Annotated in this window: 15 protein-coding genes; 5 read left to right on the forward strand and 10 right to left on the reverse strand. The window is 41.8% G+C overall.

The genetic code is table 11. The features are described 5' to 3' along the window. Nucleotides 1–55 precede the first annotated feature (55 nt). Both OO007_RS12185 and moaB read right to left on the reverse strand, forming a co-directional pair. Nucleotides 56–1,384 (reverse strand): molybdopterin molybdotransferase MoeA, encoded by a 1,329-nt coding sequence (locus OO007_RS12185; protein WP_325809014.1) that lies wholly within the window; start codon nucleotides 1,382–1,384, stop codon nucleotides 56–58. 1 nt (nucleotide 1,385) lies between these two features. Next, nucleotides 1,386–1,916 (reverse strand): molybdenum cofactor biosynthesis protein B, encoded by a 531-nt coding sequence (gene moaB, locus OO007_RS12190; protein WP_131905987.1) that lies wholly within the window; start codon nucleotides 1,914–1,916, stop codon nucleotides 1,386–1,388. A gap of 256 nt (nucleotides 1,917–2,172) precedes the next feature. Here moaB and OO007_RS12195 point away from each other — a divergent pair, with 256 nt between their 5' ends. After that, nucleotides 2,173–3,360 (forward strand): efflux RND transporter periplasmic adaptor subunit, encoded by a 1,188-nt coding sequence (locus tag OO007_RS12195; RefSeq protein WP_325809015.1) that lies wholly within the window; start codon nucleotides 2,173–2,175, stop codon nucleotides 3,358–3,360. Further along, on the forward strand, nucleotides 3,360–6,443 hold the full coding sequence (locus tag OO007_RS12200) for an efflux RND transporter permease subunit (protein ID WP_325809016.1): 3,084 nt from the start codon (nucleotides 3,360–3,362) through the stop codon (nucleotides 6,441–6,443). The genes OO007_RS12195 and OO007_RS12200 overlap by 1 nt, the downstream gene beginning before the upstream one ends. A gap of 255 nt (nucleotides 6,444–6,698) precedes the next feature. Here OO007_RS12200 and OO007_RS12205 read toward each other — a convergent pair whose 3' ends face one another. Further along, nucleotides 6,699–7,193, reverse strand: coding sequence for a MarR family winged helix-turn-helix transcriptional regulator (locus tag OO007_RS12205; protein WP_131905990.1), 495 nt, complete (start codon nucleotides 7,191–7,193; stop codon nucleotides 6,699–6,701). A 168-nt stretch (nucleotides 7,194–7,361) separates the two neighbouring features. On the opposite strand from OO007_RS12205, the gene OO007_RS12210 reads away from it, so the two are divergent. The 3 genes from OO007_RS12210 to OO007_RS12220 are packed head-to-tail and all read left to right on the forward strand — an operon-like array spanning nucleotide 7,362 to nucleotide 8,938. Then, the gene (locus OO007_RS12210) at nucleotides 7,362–7,826 is read left to right on the forward strand and encodes a hypothetical protein (protein WP_131905991.1); all 465 of its coding nucleotides are present in this window, start codon (nucleotides 7,362–7,364) and stop codon (nucleotides 7,824–7,826) included. A 53-nt stretch (nucleotides 7,827–7,879) separates the two neighbouring features. After that, the gene (locus tag OO007_RS12215) at nucleotides 7,880–8,380 is read left to right on the forward strand and encodes a hypothetical protein (protein ID WP_325809017.1); all 501 of its coding nucleotides are present in this window, start codon (nucleotides 7,880–7,882) and stop codon (nucleotides 8,378–8,380) included. 54 nt (nucleotides 8,381–8,434) lie between these two features. Next, nucleotides 8,435–8,938, forward strand: a complete 504-nt coding sequence (locus OO007_RS12220) for a hypothetical protein (protein ID WP_325809018.1) — start codon at nucleotides 8,435–8,437, stop codon at nucleotides 8,936–8,938. 289 nt (nucleotides 8,939–9,227) lie between these two features. Here the strand turns inward: OO007_RS12220 and OO007_RS12225 are convergent, their stop codons facing one another. The 7 genes from OO007_RS12225 to OO007_RS12255 all read right to left on the reverse strand — a co-directional run bounded on the left by OO007_RS12225 (nucleotide 9,228) and on the right by OO007_RS12255 (nucleotide 17,327). After that, complete coding sequence (locus OO007_RS12225) at nucleotides 9,228–9,866, reverse strand: LysE family translocator (RefSeq protein WP_325809019.1); 639 nt, start codon at nucleotides 9,864–9,866, stop codon at nucleotides 9,228–9,230. A gap of 170 nt (nucleotides 9,867–10,036) precedes the next feature. Then, nucleotides 10,037–10,480 (reverse strand): universal stress protein, encoded by a 444-nt coding sequence (locus OO007_RS12230; protein WP_131905995.1) that lies wholly within the window; start codon nucleotides 10,478–10,480, stop codon nucleotides 10,037–10,039. A 29-nt stretch (nucleotides 10,481–10,509) separates the two neighbouring features. Beyond that, on the reverse strand, nucleotides 10,510–13,122 hold the full coding sequence (locus OO007_RS12235) for a TRAP transporter permease (RefSeq protein ID WP_131905996.1): 2,613 nt from the start codon (nucleotides 13,120–13,122) through the stop codon (nucleotides 10,510–10,512). A 187-nt stretch (nucleotides 13,123–13,309) separates the two neighbouring features. Then, nucleotides 13,310–14,290: a TAXI family TRAP transporter solute-binding subunit gene (locus OO007_RS12240; RefSeq protein WP_131905997.1), complete on the reverse strand. Its 981-nt coding sequence runs from the start codon at nucleotides 14,288–14,290 to the stop codon at nucleotides 13,310–13,312. 345 nt (nucleotides 14,291–14,635) lie between these two features. After that, nucleotides 14,636–15,223, reverse strand: a complete 588-nt coding sequence (locus OO007_RS12245; RefSeq protein ID WP_165874690.1) for an esterase/lipase family protein — start codon at nucleotides 15,221–15,223, stop codon at nucleotides 14,636–14,638. Nucleotides 15,224–15,335: 112 nt separating this feature from the next. Continuing rightward, nucleotides 15,336–16,346 carry a CAF17-like 4Fe-4S cluster assembly/insertion protein YgfZ gene (ygfZ, locus tag OO007_RS12250; protein WP_325809020.1) on the reverse strand — a complete coding sequence of 337 codons (1,011 nt, stop codon included), beginning with the start codon at nucleotides 16,344–16,346 and terminating at the stop codon, nucleotides 15,336–15,338. Nucleotides 16,347–16,457: 111 nt separating this feature from the next. Next, nucleotides 16,458–17,327 (reverse strand): peptidylprolyl isomerase, encoded by an 870-nt coding sequence (locus OO007_RS12255; protein WP_131906000.1) that lies wholly within the window; start codon nucleotides 17,325–17,327, stop codon nucleotides 16,458–16,460. Nucleotides 17,328–17,344 lie beyond the last annotated feature (17 nt).

The following is a 17,344-nucleotide window of genomic DNA, read 5'->3' on the forward strand; positions in this document are numbered from 1 at the left end:
GCACTCTGTTGCGTTGTATTTATTACTTTAAGTTTATTTTGTTAAACAAAGACGTTTAGCCAAGTGATAATTCACTAAAAGGTGTAAATTGAATCAAATCACCTTTTGAGACTAGCGTTTGAGCCGGCACAAAAGCGAAGCCATTCCCCCAGCTTGCCGAAGTTAGCACTCCTGAACTCTGGTTGGGATATAGCGTGATACTTGCCTTGCCGGAATCGTCATAATCGAGACGCGCACGCAAATACTCGTTACGTGTTTCTTTTTTGCTGATTTCAAAACCACTTTCTACCATAAAGCTCTTTGGTGGCTGTTCGTTTGAACCCTGCTTTTTGAGAATGTAGGGACGCGCAAATATACAGAATGTTGCAAACACCGAAACGGGGTTTCCTGGTAATCCCATAAAGGCGGTATTTCCCGATTGATGGTGTATTTCACCAAACACAAATGGCTTGCCCGGTTTGATATTGACTCGCCATAAACCAAGCTCACCATTGGCTTCTAACGCTTTTCTGATATGGTCTTCTTCACCTACCGACACACCGCCACTGGTCATCACCAGATCTGCTTTTGCTGCCGCTTCCAGTAAGGCAGCTTCTGTCGCAGCGAGGTTATCTTCGATAATACCCAAGTCGATGACTTCGCAATTCAGGCTTTCCAATAAGCCATTTAAGGTGAAACGGTTAGAGTTATAGATTTGCCCTGGCCCCAGAGTTTCTCCCGGTTGGCGTAATTCATCACCGGTAAAGAAAATCGCAACCTTTAAACGGCGTTTAACGGATAACTCTGATATGCCAACCGAGGCGACCAATCCTAAATCTTGAGGGCGTAGTTTGTGCCCTGCTTTTAGAATCACATCGCCTTGTTTGATATCCTCTCCCGCTTTGCGAACATTCGAGCCTGCTTGTGGGATTGACTGGATGACGACTTTATCGCCCTGTCGATCACAGTTTTCCTGCATCACGACCGTATCTGCGCCGGCTGGAATAGGGGCTCCGGTAAATATTCTGGCTACTGTGCCTTTATTGAGTGGCTCACCAAAATCACCCGCACAAATACGCTGGCTAACATCAAAGCCATCTGCTGATGTTGATGTTGTAGCTGCGTCAGCGATATCTGCTGCATTAAACGCATAACCATCCATGGCGCTATTGTCCGCGGGTGGTACGTTTATCGAAGACGTTATATCTTTCGCCAGAATACGAGTACGCGCTTTGAGAATGGGTATTGTTTCAACGCTGTTAACGGTTTTTGCTTTATCGCGCAAAACGTTTAATACATCATCGATAGCCAGTAGTGTTTGCTTGTAGTCACAAGAATCATCGGCACTGGTTGCGACATTAGTGGTAGCATTAATAGCTGTTTGATTTTTCTGCAAATCTGACATATTACTTTTCTTTAAACCTTGGCATCATTTGTACTAAGTTACATGGCATTACACGCACATCTAATTGATGTTTAATGATTTCTTGCCAGCCGTCTTTACACGCACCCGGCGACCCTGGAAGGGTGAAAAGCACTGTGCCATTCGCCAACCCTGCTATCGCGCGAGACTGAATGGTAGAGGTTTTGATAAGGTCATAAGAGATCATGCGGAATACTTCGCCAAAACCTTCGATTTCCTTATCGTATAAAACCTTCATCGCTTCCGGGGTGACATCTCTACCCGTTAAACCGGTGCCGCCGGTGGTGATGACTGCATGCACATCAGGGTCAGCAATCCATTGAGAGACAGCCGCTCTGATTTCGTAAATATCATCGATCACAATCTTTTTTTCTGCAAGATTATGCCCATCAGCGGTGAGTAATTTTTCTAACATTTTCCCTGACTTATCATCACTTTCATCGCGTGAGTCTGAGACCACCATCACGGCGATATTAAGCGGAATAAAGTCTACATCTGGATTGATTTTAGCCATAATTTGATATTGTAATTTTATGTAAAGTTTGAGAAAAAGTTCTCTATAAATCTATAATCTTTAAGTAGTGAATATAGAGCAATTTAAGCGTTTCAGAGTATATATTTAATTATAAAAAGACACCCCCCTACTTATAGGCTGTTTTTTAATCGAACGGCTAAGTAGTGATTAAGAGAAATGACTTAATTATAGTTGGATGATAGTACACAGTGTTAAAATTGCAGCAACCTTAGTCTTAATCAGGATATTACATCTAATGCCCCACCGGATATCACTCAATTTTTTGATCGGCATGCTTGGCATAGTAATAATGATTACAGCCGCGAGCATTACACCAGCAACTGCTGCCGATAAGAAAAAAGCGATCCATTTGGTCGAGGTAACTCAAGCCGAAGCGACAAAATCGAATACTGCGAATAACTGGTACGGCTCGCTGTATTTTAATGAACTGGTTAATATCTATAATCAGGAAAAAGGCCGCATCGATTCTTTTCCTTTCAAAGAAGGCGATTACGTTAAGAAAAATCAAGTACTGGTGCATCTGGATGATCGTTTATTACGCGCAGAAAAAACCAGATTATTGGCACAAATTAGCCAGGCAAAGACCGACTTAAACCGTATTCAGGTACTGGTCAAAAAACAGGCTTTGGGGACTAATGAATTAGATCAGGCAAAAACACAACTCGCCATTTATAACGCAGAGAAAAACCTGCTCGACATCCGTTTAAGTTATTTTACGATTAACGCCCCATTCTCGGGGATTGTTACTGACCGCTTTGCAAACGAAGGGGATGCTGTTTCGGCTCAGCAACATTTACTTACCCTGAGCAATGACAACTCGTTGGTGGCTAAAGTGCAGATCAGTGAAACCGCCCTGCCTAGCTTAAAAATGAATGCACCTGCGACCATCATTATCCCGTCTTCTGGTGAAAAATATGCGGGTAAAATTTCACGCATCTACCCCAAACTTCACCCTAGTACACGACAAGCGACCGTAGAAATCACCTTCGACAGCATTCCTAAGAATCTGTATTCAGGGCAATCGGTACTCGCCGAGATCAAAGGAGCGACCAAGGATCGAATCCTGATCCCTCTTGCGGCACTCAAACGAGACGGTGACGGTGAGTATGTTTTCTTGCTAAAGGAAGATGGCAAAGCACATCGACAGGCTGTCACCAGCTCTGCCTATATCTCTGGAAAAGTTGAAATTACCAGCGGCATAAAACTCAACGACAAAGTTATTACACGCGGTTTTTTAGGTTTGCAAAATGGTAAAGCGGTGAAAGTATCTGGAGAGCTCGATACCTCTGAAGATACCGCGAAACAATCTGAAATACCCAATAATAAACCAGCGACTAAGCCAGATAATGCGAACACTTTCAGTGGTCGCCTGAGTAAAACCTGGAACAGCACCTTGAACAAGATTAAGGACATGGTTAACTGATGAAGCACTCGGCAGGCATAGCTGGCTGGGCGATATTTCACCCGATTGGTGTGATCATGTTGATGCTCACTATCATCATCCTTGGGCTATTTTCACTCAGTAAACTCAATATCGATTTGTTACCAGAGATTATCTACCCCGAAGTGCGCACGCGTATCATCGACGCTGGTGTGCCCGCAACGATCATGGAAGATGAGATCACTCGTCAACTGGAAGAACAACTGGCGATTACTGAAGGTGCTATTTCAGTTATATCGACTACACAGGAAGGTCGTTCTGCGGTTGACCTGTCATTTGCCTATGGCACCGATATCGATGTGGCGCTGCGCGATGCAAGTACCCGACTGGATCGTGCTAAACGTTTTTTACCTGATTCGATTGATCCACCCGTCATTTATAAACGCGACCCTTCGCAACGCCCTATTGCGGAATACGTATTGAGTTCACCCACAAGGACATCGGTAGAACTGGATGACTGGGGCAATTATACGCTGTCAAAATGGCTGTTAAACCTGCCGGGTGTAGCCTCGATTGAAGTCGGTGGTGGCAGGCAGCGTGAAATTCAGGTGATTACAGATTCGAATAAACTGGCCGCCTATAAACTAGATATCACCGATATATCGGAAGTCATTCAAGAAAATAATCAAGACACACCTGCGGGCCGATTTTATTCTGAAAGTGGCGAGATTAGCGGGCGAACTGCATCGCGCTTTAACTCGGTTAACGACATTGAAAACCTACCCTTACCTGTCACCTCTGATTCGGCTGATAATATTTTACGCATCAAAGACGTGGCGTTTGTTCAGGATGGTATGGCGGATGAAAAGGTTCGTATTCGACTGAACGGTGAGCCTGGCTTAAAAGTCTCCTTACAAAAACAACCTCAGGCAAATACGGTAAGTGTTTATGACGGGGTCGCGAATGAGCTTGAGAAATTAGCCGAACGCGGCCAAATACCCGAAGACATCACGATCAAACGGGTTGATGATCAGGCTCAGTATATTCGCCAATCGTTAAAGAATGCTTCCTCTTCTGCGCTGACAGGTGCAATCCTGGCAATGCTGGTGGTGTATATATTTCTCGGCAATATTCGTCGTACGCTGATTATTGGTAGCGCGATTCCGATCGCGGTTTTAGTCACGATGATTTTCATGTCGATGGGCGGCTTGACCCTCAACATCATGACCTTGGGTGGCTTGGCTTTAGGCATTGGTATGCTGGTTGATAACACCATCGTGATGCTCGAAAATATTTACCGACACCAGAAAGAAAACGAAGATTCACTCGATCAGGCGGTGGTTGCATCTTCTGAAGTTAATAGTGCAATCATCGCTTCGACAACGACCAATCTAGCGGCGGTACTGCCCTTTTTATTCATCGGTGGTTTGATAGGTTTATTGTTCCGTGAGTTGATCTTCACAATCTCATCCGCAATCGTTGCATCGTTATTAGTCGCGATTACCTTAGTGCCCGCGCTGGCGGCCAGAGTGCCTGCGAAATCCAAAGAAGGTATTTTACGACGCGCGTTTGATGCCACTATCAAACTTTTACAGAACGTTTATGGCTCGTTCTTGAGCATTGCACTCAAAATGCCAATACTGGTTATCATTCTGTTTTTAGCCGTCTTCGCCTTCAGTATTCCGGTTTTTCAGGACAGTAAATTTGAGTTCCTGCCTAAAATGGAGAATGGTGAAGTCTCTATTCGCTTAACGGCTGATCCGGGTATTTCTCTCGATGAAATGGATACCTTAACCAAAAAAATAGAGTCACTGATTACGGAACTACCCGATGTCGATTCGCTGTTTACCTTGGTTGGCGGTGGTGTTTATGGGCGTTCGACCTATGAAAGAAGTAATCGCGCAGACATCAAAGTGTTATTAGATAAAAGTGAAAAAGCGATAGCGGTAGACCAATGGATAAAACTCGCGAATGCAGCCATCACCAAAGAAGAACTCGCTGGCGTTAAAGTAAGAATAAGAAATCAGGGTATTCGTGGAATACGGGTATCGCAAGGTGAAGATGATCTTAACCTGCGTATTAAAGGCCCTAACTTGCTGGTTTTAGAATCCCTGGCTGATCAGGCGGTTGAGTCGTTAAACGGCACTGCTGGTATTCGTAATGTGCAACATTCCAGTGAGGGTAGTGATCAGGAACTGACGATTAAAGTAGACCGTGAACGCGCCGCACAACTAGGGCTATCGACAGAAGAAATCGGAAATGTGATTCGCTTTGCAGTGGGTGGGCGAACGGTCACAGACTTTATTCAAAACGATAAAAGTATTGATGTGTTGATGCGGCTCGATAGAAGCCAGCTGCGTAACCCGGATGATTTGGGTGAGATTATTCTGTTTACCAATACAGAACCGCGACAACCGGTTCGCCTGTCTGAGGTTGCTAATCTTGAATGGGAGAAAACACCCGCAAGCATTATGCGCGATCGCCAGCAACGTGTGATCGAAATTACCGCGAGTCTCACCGGGGATTTAACTCTGGAAGAGGCTTATGCAAATATCGAAAAATCGCTTGAAAATGTCGATTCCCCTGCGGGATATTCAATCTATGAAGCAGGCGAACTCGAGGCGATAAAAGAAAACCAAAGGACTTCGCAGATATTATTAGGGCTCGCAATGTTCTTAGTTTTTGTGGTGATGGCGGTGCATTACGAATCTTTGCGTGATCCCATCATTATCATGTTAAGTGTGCCATTTGCGGCGATTGGTGTGGCCCTGGGCTTGCTGGTAACGGGTATTCCTTTATCCATGCCTGTGTGGCTGGGTACCATCATGCTGGCTGGCATCGTTGTAAATAACACCATCGTGTTAGTAGAAACCATTGAGCTTAAAAAAGAGCACGCTAACTCAATGGTTGAGGCGATCATCGAAGCTGCGAAAGTTCGCTTACGCCCAATTTTGATGACAACCTTGACGACTGTCGTGGGTATGATTCCTTTAGCAATGGCGCTGGGTAAAGGTTCTGAAATGCTACAGCCATTGGCGATCAGTATTGTTGCAGGTCTTAGCTTTTCTGTATTGGTTACGCTATTTTTTGTGCCTTCAATTTACAAATTGATTTATAGGGCTTAGCGTTAAATCCAGAATGGTTGATGTTGGAACTATTTCCGCCAATGATCTACCTTTGTACGTCTACGATTCTTTACGGAATCTATGACGGACTTTCTTGGCTCTTGGTGAGCGTTAAATCTAGAATGATTGATGTTAAAATTATTTCCGTCAATGATCGATCATTGTACGTCTACGATTCCTTATGGAATCTATGACGGACTTTCTTGGCTCTTGGTGAGCCTAAGAAAGCCCCCCCCCACCTTTGGGGCACTTTTTTTAAGAGTCTTTATTATCTGCCGGATTACTCGGTGAGCTTTTAGCTTTATTCAATAAACGCGCAAGTTCGGTTTTTTCAGCATCGGTTAAATGCGCCAGTTGTTTTGATTCTGATTCTTTCAATGGCAAGTAGGCGGATTCAACCAACTGAATTCCAATGTCAGTTAGCTTAGATCTGACCACTCGTTTATTCTCGACATCACGTTCGCGCGTTATCCAGCCTTTATCCACCATACGCTCTAAAAGGCGCGTAACATCAGGAACCCGGGTATATAAACGCTGCCCTATTTCCATGCTAGGCAAGCCTTCTCCCTGGCTATCTTCCACATACAAAACTTTCAAGGCATTGTATTGCAACGCGGTCATTCCCCAGATTGAAAGCAACTTGTTTGACTCTGATAATGCCTGATCTCCAAGCGCAACCGCAGACATGAATATACCTTCTTCCAGATATGGCTTTCCTATTATGGCTTTACGATTCTGACTTTTTGACATATACTTGTTATAACAACTGTTGTTTGAACGTTTAATTATAGCTAATTATACCCTTTCACAATAGTGATTAAAGTGTAATAAAAATTCGGTAATGCTCTTACTCAATATATGATGAATGAAAGTATAAAAAGTATAGATCATATCGGCTTCGACCAAATAGGAGACATCATGTTTGATAAACCATTTACTCAATCACGTCGTAATTTTTTAAAGAGTGCGGCATACACCTCCGCTTTATCAGTAGGTAGCTTATCCGGTGTCGCTATGGCAGCGAACTCAACGTTATCGACAGATGAGGCTTTATCAGCCGATGAAATTGCAAGCGCATCGAAAAGTGCAAACAAAGAAACCGTTATTTTATTCAACCAAAGCGGCGAAACCGTCGAACTGGATGCTGCAAACCCCGTCAGCCTGGAGTTATTGAATGGTTGGGCTGTGGTAAAAATAAATAAACACACAGATAGTAATCAGCCATCTATTCGTCTATCCCCTGGCGAACGCCAAGGTTTTTCTGTCGATTCCGTTTTAGGCCCGTTATTAGATACCACCGGCAATTACATTGTGATTACCAGTGAGTTTACAGCCTTGAATAATATCGTACCTATTTCAACCGTTGATGTAGCTGTCGCTTAAATTTAATTCTGCGAACACTTTTATTCTGCAAACAGTCACCTGAGGAACCCATCATGACTATTAAAACTTTCACTAAATCACGTCGTAATTTTCTTAAAGGCGCGGCTTATACTTCTGCCTTATCGTTAGGCGGCCTATCTGGCCTGGCTTATGCAGCTAAAAGCACAGCAGCGGATAAAATGACAAGTGCGAAAGCATCTGCTTTTATGGCAAATTCTGGCATCAGCATCATGCAACAAAAAACGCTGACCGGTGAAACAGTTACCTTGATCAACCAGACCGACAAAATAGTAATGCTAGATGCACTAAAGCCAGTTTCCTTAGAGCAATTTAATGGTTCGATAATTGTTAGAGTGAATCAGATCGAATCTGAAGCTACCAATGGCATGATCGCGATTTCACCCAGTGAACGCATTTCATTTGATATCAAATCATTAGACTTTAACGAGAGTTATGCCGGCGCTCTTCAGTCATCTCATACTGATCAAAATCATGTAAACATTAGCAGTGAACACTCGATCTTTAACAGAGTTGTGCCTGTCCAAATGGCATAAATCAGGCTGTTAATAGCAAACAAGCTGTGATTAAAAACCAACAAGGAAACTAACATGTCCAATACAACAAGACGTACATTTTTAAAAGGGCTTGCTTATGGGTCGGCGCTTTCAATTGGCGGCCTATCAAGCGTAGCCATGGCCGCTAAATCAAGCGCTAAGGCTTCTCTAATGGGAGCTGCTCTGCCCTCGTGTGACATCCACCTATTACCGACTCAACATATCGGTACTGAAAAGCTCAGTTTATTCAATCACACGAATAAGGCTGTGACGATTGAAAATATTACGCATCATAATCTGGATAACGTGAATAAATTTTTAGCGATCAAAGTCAATAAGCTGGGTAAACATGCTGATCAAAGTAGCGTAACGCTCGCTCCCGGGGAATCAATGGAATTTGTGGTTGCTGCTATTAGTAGTGATAACTATGGCAATAGCGCTCACAACAGTTCTTTATCGATTCCAAATGTTTTAGCCGGACAACTAAAAGTCAGTAGTAACCATCTAGATTTCAGTGGTGTTATTCCTGTGACTGTATTTGATTCACAAACCGCTTAATTTGTGCCGCGTTTAAATAGATTTACAAAGGTAAAAAGAGAGAATCCAATAACAATAATAAATAACGCTACACGCTGAAGTGTATTAGCCCGCCTTGCGGGCTTTTTTTCTGCCTGAAACTAAATCTGATATTGTTTTCTATTCGCGAAATTATTCACGTTTACGCTGAATGTCGAAATGCTCAATGAGTCAACGACGAAGGCCTCTATAAAATACGCAATTGATTCCCGAATAATAAAATAAAGTCACCCCCCTACTTTGGGACGTTTTTGTGGGGCTTATTTTAATCTTAACGTTCTATTTTTAATTGCAGCACACCTATCCCAATACTGATAAATACACTGCCTAGAACTCGATTAAACCATTTGGTTCTTTCACCTTCAGCAAACCAGCGCTTCGCTTTGGATGCAAGCAAGCCATAGGTCATCAAGGCAATAAACGACATCAGCATAAGCGTCAGGGTCATAATAAAAAACTGCATCGACAGTGATTCCTGAGTGTTTAAAAACTGCGGAAATAAAGCAGTGAAAAATAGAATCGCTTTAGGATTCGTCATCGCAATAAAAAAGCCTTCCAGATAATAGCGCTTGATGGATTTAGGCTTTACAACACCTGTTTGGGGAATTGCCCCATCAAAAAAATTTGCTTTGGTTCTCCATTGCTTAACGCCCAGATAGATTAAGTAAGCAGCGCCAATCACTTTAACAATAAGAAATAAGGTTGTAGATGTTTTAAGCACCGCACCCAAACCAAAAATGGCAGCAATAGATAATAAAAACAAACCACTGACATTACCTAACGTCGATAGAAATACTTTGCTTAAACCAAAACGAACGCTATTTGAAATAGCCAGAAGAATAGCGGGACCAGGACTCATTACTGCCGCTATGGCGACGGCGACAAACAATAACCAACTTGAAAATCCCATAAAAAAAGCCCCGATACAATTCAATAAAATGTGTTCGAGGCTTTATTATAGTGAAAGGCGAAACAAAGATGAGTAAATGGTGCTTAAATAAAATAAAAACTATTCAACTTTATCTAATCATTCATATTTTAATCATTCATAGTTTGACCATTCAATCTGGCAGTTTTAGATCAATCTTCAGCTTCTCTTCTAACCACCATCACAGAACAATGAGCACGGTCTGTAACAGCTAAGGTTGTAGAGCCCAAAAGCCTTTGTTCATCACGAGAGTTTTTACGTCGGCAACCTAGCATTACCAAATCTGGAGTTGTTTCTTCTACAACTTTCAGAATAGCATTAACGCGTTTAGGACCTTTGATTACCGATATTTTTACGTCAGTGGTAATATATTGTTCTGCCAGTTCAGTGACTTTTTTACGGGTTTCTTCTTTGATCTGATCCTGTGCATGCTCAGGAAAAAAGCTAGCGACCAGTGGCATGCCGTAGTCAGGAATGACTGAAATAATTCGAATTTTTGAATCAAATTTTAACGCCATTTCATTGGCAGCCTCTAACAATGCTTTGGTTGTTAGAGGTGTCGCAATATCAACAGGAACTAATATTTTATTTAGCATGGGTTATTACCTTTGTCAGATTTAATCGATTATGCATTTTTCACCTGTAGGCCTTCTTCCTTGCGGATTCGTCCTTTTTGCGCAAACCAAACTACGGCTAATAATGCCATTGCAATTAAATAGAACCATTGTTTTGCTGGTCTGTCTGTATTCTCGATTTTAACACTGGCTATTTCCCAATCGAAATCTAGTTTTTGTTTTTCAGCCACGCCACCGAAAGCCAGATTATCAATGATCAACTTGCCTTCTTCTTCACGAAGCTCAAGGCCAGCAGCTTTAGCTAATCTTGCTTTACCATCACCATCAGCCTTTGTTCCGACTGGCAACATCACCACTTTATCAACTGCTTTACCTTCAAGCGTTTCACCTTTAACCTGAAGACGTATTTGAGCATTGTCAGGTAGTGCGTCTGTTACTTGGTAGATGGTGCTTGCTTCCACTTCATTAAGTGGCGGATAGATCTTATCCATGAAGAACCCTGGTCTGAACAACAAGAACGTCATAGCTACCAGCGCTATCGTTTCCCACCATTTATTTTTCGTCAGGAACCAACCCTGAGTTGCTGCGGCAAACAACAGCATTGCAATGGTGGCGGTCACCACCACCGTTAACAGATGAATTGGTCCTGTTATGCCTATCATCAAGAGTTCGGTATTGAAGATGAACATGAAAGGCAATATGCCGGTTCGAATGTCGTACATAAAACCTTGAATACCGGTTTTAATAGGATCACCACCCGAAATTGCCGCCGCCGCATAGGCGGCCAGCCCCACGGGCGGGGTGTCATCCGCCAGAATACCAAAGTAGAAAACGAATAGATGTACTGCGATTAATGGAACGATTAATCCTGATTGCGCACCTAATGTAACAATCACTGGCGCCATCAACGATGAAACCACAATATAGTTTGCCGTAGTCGGTAAACCCATTCCTAATAATAAACTGATACCCGCCGTGAGCATCAGCATCACGATTAGGTTACCGCCAGAAATAAACTCAACAACTTCTGCCAGTATCAGACCAACACCTGTTAGCGTTACTGCACCGATAATTAAACCTGCAGCAGCTGTTGCGATACCGATACCAATCATATTGCGCGAACCGGCAACCATGCCTTCTTTAAAATCATTCCAGCCTTCAGCGATATGTTGAGCAGGGTTATGATCTTTTCGCATGATTCCTTTCAGATATTTATGCGTCAGCAAGACAAATATCATCGCCAAAGAAGCCCAGAATGCCGAAAGCGCAGGAGACAATCTTTCTACCGTTAATAACCAGATTAAGGTAACCACAGGAAGTAAGAAATAAAGACCAGATTTAACGATAGGTCCTGGCTCAGGTAGTTCATCAATCTGATCGCTACGTCCTAAATCTGGGTATTTCACAGCAATTTTTAATAGGAAGAAATAAGCAACACAGAATAAAACACCAGTTATCCAAGGTGTTGCATCCCCTGCAACATCTTTTAACCAACCTAGACCGTAATGCATGCCCATAGATAACAACATGATGCCGATAACAACGGTCATAAAGGTAAATAGGCTTTGAATAAACGTCTTCTTTACCTTTCTAGGTAATCCAACTAATCCTGCTTTACACGCTTCTAAGTGAACAATATAAACCAAAGCAATATAAGCAATAATTGCAGGTAAAAAGGCGTGTTTGATAACTTCGATATAGGAAATACCAACAAACTCAATCATCAAGAAGGCCGCAGCACCCATAACTGGTGGAGTTAACTGACCGTTAGTGGATGATGCCACTTCTACCGCACCGGCTTTTTCAGAAGAAAAACCAACGCGTTTCATTAGTGGAATGGTAAATGTACCAGTAGTTACAACATTGGCAATTGAAGAACCAGAAACCAGACCTGTTAATGCAGAAGAAACAACGGCTGCTTTTGCTGGACCACCCTTAAGGTGACCCATTAAAGTGAATGCAACCCAGATAAAGTAATTACCTGCACCGGCCTTTTCTAATAAAGAACCAAACAGTACAAACAAGAAAACCATACTGGTTGAAACACCCAAGGCAACACCGAATACACCTTCTTGTGTTATCCATAGATGGCTCATAGCACGAGAGAATGAGGCTCCTTTCCACGACATCACATCAGGTCCAAGATGCCCAAAGAAGACATAAGCGAGGAAGACCATAGCGATGATCATTAGTGGTGGACCAAGCGCGCGTCTAGCGGCTTCCAGCACTAACACTACGCCTATTCCGGACACGACTAGATCTAATGTAGTTGGTAAGCCTGCTCTGTCTGCTAACTCTCTAGCAAACATCCATAAGTAGAGCGTGACCACAATCGCAATGATTCCCATAATCCAGTCCTGGATAGGAATACGATCTCGCGGCGAGGATTTCAGGGCAGGATATGCCAGAAAACCTAAAAACATGGCAAAGGCTAAATGAACGGAACGTGTCGCAGTGTTATTTAAAACAGGAATTATGTCCGAAAACATGTACATAAAAGGTGATGCAATCCAAAGCTGAAAAACAGCCCAGGCAAAAGCCACCCAAAACATAAATTTGCCAACACCACCTACCGGGTTTCTTGCACCAGTATCGGTTTCGGCAATCATCTCCTCTAATTTTGCTTCATCTATCTCAAAATTATCAGCCTTTGTTTCAGCCATACTTACTCCTTATAAATTTCCGCTAATATTTTCCTTTCTATTTACTCTTTTGCTTACTTTTCTGCTTTTAGGTTTTCTAAAAAAGCTAAATAGAAAAATAAATAGAAAGAAAAACGATTCCAGATGTTTTCAATTATTGATGACACAAAAAAAGCGAGGCTAAGCCTCGCTTTTTTTGTTAGCTGATTTATTTTATCAAACCAGCTTCTTTGTAGTACTTCATTGCGCCATCATGTAATGGAGCAGAAAGTGCCGCAGAAACCATTTCTGATTTCTTTAGGTTTTTAAATGCAGGGTGTAACTTTTTGAAGTCATCAAAGTTCTCGAAAACTGCTTTAACTACTTCGTAGATAACGTTTTCAGGTACTTTTGCAGAACTTACGAATGTTGCACCAACACCCATAGTTTTTGCTGCTGTGTCGTTACCTGTGTACATTCCAGCAGGAACTGAAGCATATCTGTAGTAAGAATTTTCTTTTACAAGCTTATCTACTGCAGGACCATGAATGTTTGCAATTTTTGCATCACACGTTGTCGTTGTTTCTTTGATCAAACCAGCTGGATGACCAACCAAGATGAAGTAAGCATCAATCTTGTTATCACATAGCGCCTGACCCATTTCAGAAGACTTAAGCTCTGCAGCAAGTTTTAGATCTGAACGTTTAATGCCGTATGCGTCTGCAATAACGTCATAAGTTGCAACCGTACCTGAACCAGGCTGGCCTACGTTTACTCGCTTACCCTTAAGGTCAGCAAATTCTTTGATACCTGAATCAGCACGAACAACAAGTGTCGCTGGCTCAGCATGTACCGAGAATACTGCACGTAAGTCTTCAAATTTACCTGCATCTTTGAACTTAGATGTGCCGTTGTATGCGTGATACTGCCAGTCAGACTGTGCAACACCCATTTCTAGCTCACCTTCACGGATTGCATTGATATTAAAAACAGAACCACCAGTAGACTCAACAGAACAACGAATGCCTGTTTTCTTACGGTTCTTATTTACTAAACGACAAATTGCACCACCTGTTGGGTAATAAACGCCTGTTACTCCACCTGTACCAATAGATACAAAAGTTTGTTCTGCTGCCATTGTTGATGATGATAGCGTTGCTCCAAGTAACAATCCTGCTGTAGCTAGTGCAGTAGTTAAGTGTTTTTTCATAATTATGAATTCTCCAAGTGATGTTAAATAATTTCTATTTGTTTAAAAAAGTAAACTAGGTCCGTAAATTGTAATTTTCTTTCCTAAACCATATATAGAAGAACAATCTTATACATGCAAGGATAAATGACATAAAAATGAGATTCGCTGATGAAACAGTCAAAAAACGGTATGGAAAACAATTTCTCTTTGATAAATAAGTATTTAGCAATCAGTAATAGAAATAATACACCCCCCTACTTTGAGGTACTTTTTTATAGTACTTAAGAGATAGAAAGAGTGTAAAAAAGACAACTGCTCACCGCTTTTTGAGAGTTAGTTACCGGGTTTAGTTTTGACAGAAAACTAGGTGAAATCAGCAGTATTTAAAAAGCGACTAGTTAGCTCTGCAACTTCTTTAGAAAATAACAGTGCCGTATGAGATTTATCGACCAAGATGTGTGCTTTTTGTTTTGGATGGTGGGTTTCTTCGACGAGCACAGTGCCGTCACTTTCTTCAGGTAATCCACCGGTCAAAAAACCCAGACCTAGACTTTTTGTCCCAGCGATCATTCCCCAGTCCCGATCAGTTTTCCATTCTGGCACATCTACACCGGATAACGCACTAGGCATACTCTTCGCCAATAAAGGAGAAATGACTGGCCAATCCTGCACTTTTTGAGCCATCCAACTGCCATTTACGGGAGAACCGAGCATAACGATTCGGCCTTCTGGTATATCATCCGTTTGATCAAACAGATGCATCAAAACAACGCCACCCAAACTATGCCCGACCAAATGCAGATCTGGCAGATTCAGCTTGGTTATTTTGTCGTGAATGACTTTTGCATTTTGCTCTGGGGTTTTAAGAACCGATTGGTAATAGACATAATGCACATTGAAACCCAGCTTCTCTAGCTGTGTTCCCAGATAACGCATCTCTAGAGGGTTCATCAAGATGCCGTGAATGAGAAGAACGTTTGGTTTCAATGTAACCTTTTATGTATCTAATTAATCTTATAAATTTACTTATCTGGCCATTTTCTAGCGCTAAGTGTTAAACCTTTTATTCATCTTCTACAACATAAGGAAGGTCTAAAAAGTGCACATTAGCTTCTTGATTATCAACAGAAACAGTTAACGGTTTTGTAGCTTCAGCTATCTTAAGAATAACCAGCGCTTCAGCCTTGCCTTCGGGGTTTATCACTGAGGTTAACACTTTTCCAGCTTCGGTATCTTTTTCACTTTTAACTGCCGAGCCTACTGCTAACGCCGATGCTGTATCGGCAACAATATGATACATACGACGTTTGGTTTTACCCAGATAATTCAAACGAGCAACTACTTCCTGCCCCGGGTAACAACCTTTTTTAAAGTCTACACCGCCGATATGAATATAATTCACCATTTGCGGAATCCAGGCCTCAGTACTCTCCGCTGATATCATGGGGATACCCGCTTGTATGTTGAGATAATCCCAATGTGTGCTCGGTGCAACGACGGCATCGTTATTTAGTTTTTGCCAGAGACTTTTGCAGTCTTCTACTTCACCAAAAATATCAAAACGAGTATTCGCTCCAGCGATAGCTAATACGCTTAAAGAACCTGACTGAATTGATTCGGTAGGTGCTTTTGGCAAATCACCCAGAATATTATTCAATTCTGTATCGGCACCCTGCCCTGAATAACTGAAATGCACTAAAGAATCTGAAACATCATCAATAGTCACTTTTGACATCATCACATACATACGTAATTTTTTTATTACGTGCTCAAGAAGATCAGCAGACAAATCCAATAAGAAACTATCACCGCGCTTAAACACACGGAAATTAGCGATAATGCGACCTTTTGGAGAACACCAGGCGCTTTCCTGATGTGTCGTTTCATTCACATTACGAATATCATTGGTTAACTGGTTTTGTAGAAAAGTTTCAGCATCCTCACCTGATACTTCCAGTAGACCTCTACCTGAAAGATCCGCTAAAACTTTAGTGTCAGAGGAATAGCTAGAGTTCTTACTGTCATCAGATAAGGCATCGTGTTCAGTTAAAAATGTTTTCCAATTTGGGTTCATAGCTAGAAAAACCTATTATTTATTATCGTGAATGTAAAATAAAAAAACCCAGAGTTTGAAGAATCACACTCTGGGTTTTAATTGTAGCATCTGTAGAAAAAAGACTAGGTTTTAGTCTTTCTTCTCTTCAGCTTTTTCTTCTGTTTTTGCTTCAGCTTTCTCTACTTCTGGAAGCGTTAGCTTGATATCAGCATCTTTTTTCAAGTTTTCCATATATGCCAACATCTGCTTCTGTGAAATAACTCGAGTTAACTGAGGCTTTAATGACTCAAGTGTTGGTAGTTTTGCATCACGGCTGTCTTCTAGTTTGATTACATGATAGCCGAACTGTGTTTTAACAGGTTCTTTTGATACATCGCCTTTAGACATTTCTTTTACAGCATTTGCGAAAGCAGGAACCATTGTCTGTGCTTTAAACCAACCTAAAGAACCACCGTTTGAGCCTGAAGGACCGGTTGATTTCTCTTTAGCAACTTTAGCAAAATCAGCACCATCAGCGACTTCTTTAATCACTGCTTTAGCTTCATCTTCTGTTTTAACTAAAATATGGCGTGCGTTAAACTCTTTGCTTGCTAGTTTGGTAACACGCTCATCGTAGGCAGCTTTGATATCTTCGTCTTTGATATCAAAAGATTCTACTTTCTCTTTTGTCCAGGTTTTTAGCAAGATGTTACGCGTGAAATCACTGATTGCTTTTTTCGTTTCAGGACGCTCTAAAATATCTGTTTTCTTTGCTTCTTGAAGTGCAATTTCAGTAGCTACTAAATCGTTAACGGCAGCTTCCTGATCACCTTTACCTGATTTCTTGAGGATTTCCATGTAACCGTCAAGTGTGCTCTTCATGATTTTATCGCCGTTTACCGTAGCGATAACAACATCAGTTTCTGCTTTTTCATCAGCGTGTAAAGTAAACATGCCTGCCATTGATATCGACAGTCCAAGTATTGATGTTGCAAGTAATGATTTTTTCATAGTTAACATTTTATCTAATTGTCCTT

The sequence above is a fragment of the Cocleimonas sp. KMM 6892 genome (assembly GCF_035798195.1).
Taxonomy (GTDB): Bacteria; Pseudomonadota; Gammaproteobacteria; order Thiotrichales; family Thiotrichaceae; genus Cocleimonas; species Cocleimonas flava.

Coding starts and splice junctions, on each gene's coding strand:
- OO007_RS12240 (WP_131905997.1), bottom strand. CDS start 14,290: ATGAAAAAACACTTAACTACTGCACTAGCTACAGCAGGATTGTTACTT.
- OO007_RS12195 (WP_325809015.1), top strand. CDS start 2,173: ATGCCCCACCGGATATCACTCAATTTTTTGATCGGCATGCTTGGCATA.
- OO007_RS12235 (WP_131905996.1), bottom strand. CDS start 13,122: ATGGCTGAAACAAAGGCTGATAATTTTGAGATAGATGAAGCAAAATTA.
- OO007_RS12225 (WP_325809019.1), bottom strand. CDS start 9,866: ATGGGATTTTCAAGTTGGTTATTGTTTGTCGCCGTCGCCATAGCGGCA.
- OO007_RS12210 (WP_131905991.1), top strand. CDS start 7,362: ATGTTTGATAAACCATTTACTCAATCACGTCGTAATTTTTTAAAGAGT.
- OO007_RS12255 (WP_131906000.1), bottom strand. CDS start 17,327: ATGTTAACTATGAAAAAATCATTACTTGCAACATCAATACTTGGACTG.
- OO007_RS12215 (WP_325809017.1), top strand. CDS start 7,880: ATGACTATTAAAACTTTCACTAAATCACGTCGTAATTTTCTTAAAGGC.
- OO007_RS12200 (WP_325809016.1), top strand. CDS start 3,360: ATGAAGCACTCGGCAGGCATAGCTGGCTGGGCGATATTTCACCCGATT.
- OO007_RS12205 (WP_131905990.1), bottom strand. CDS start 7,193: ATGTCAAAAAGTCAGAATCGTAAAGCCATAATAGGAAAGCCATATCTG.
- OO007_RS12220 (WP_325809018.1), top strand. CDS start 8,435: ATGTCCAATACAACAAGACGTACATTTTTAAAAGGGCTTGCTTATGGG.
- OO007_RS12245 (WP_165874690.1), bottom strand. CDS start 15,223: ATGAACCCTCTAGAGATGCGTTATCTGGGAACACAGCTAGAGAAGCTG.
- moaB (WP_131905987.1), bottom strand. CDS start 1,916: ATGGCTAAAATCAATCCAGATGTAGACTTTATTCCGCTTAATATCGCC.
- OO007_RS12185 (WP_325809014.1), bottom strand. CDS start 1,384: ATGTCAGATTTGCAGAAAAATCAAACAGCTATTAATGCTACCACTAAT.
- ygfZ (WP_325809020.1), bottom strand. CDS start 16,346: ATGAACCCAAATTGGAAAACATTTTTAACTGAACACGATGCCTTATCT.
- OO007_RS12230 (WP_131905995.1), bottom strand. CDS start 10,480: ATGCTAAATAAAATATTAGTTCCTGTTGATATTGCGACACCTCTAACA.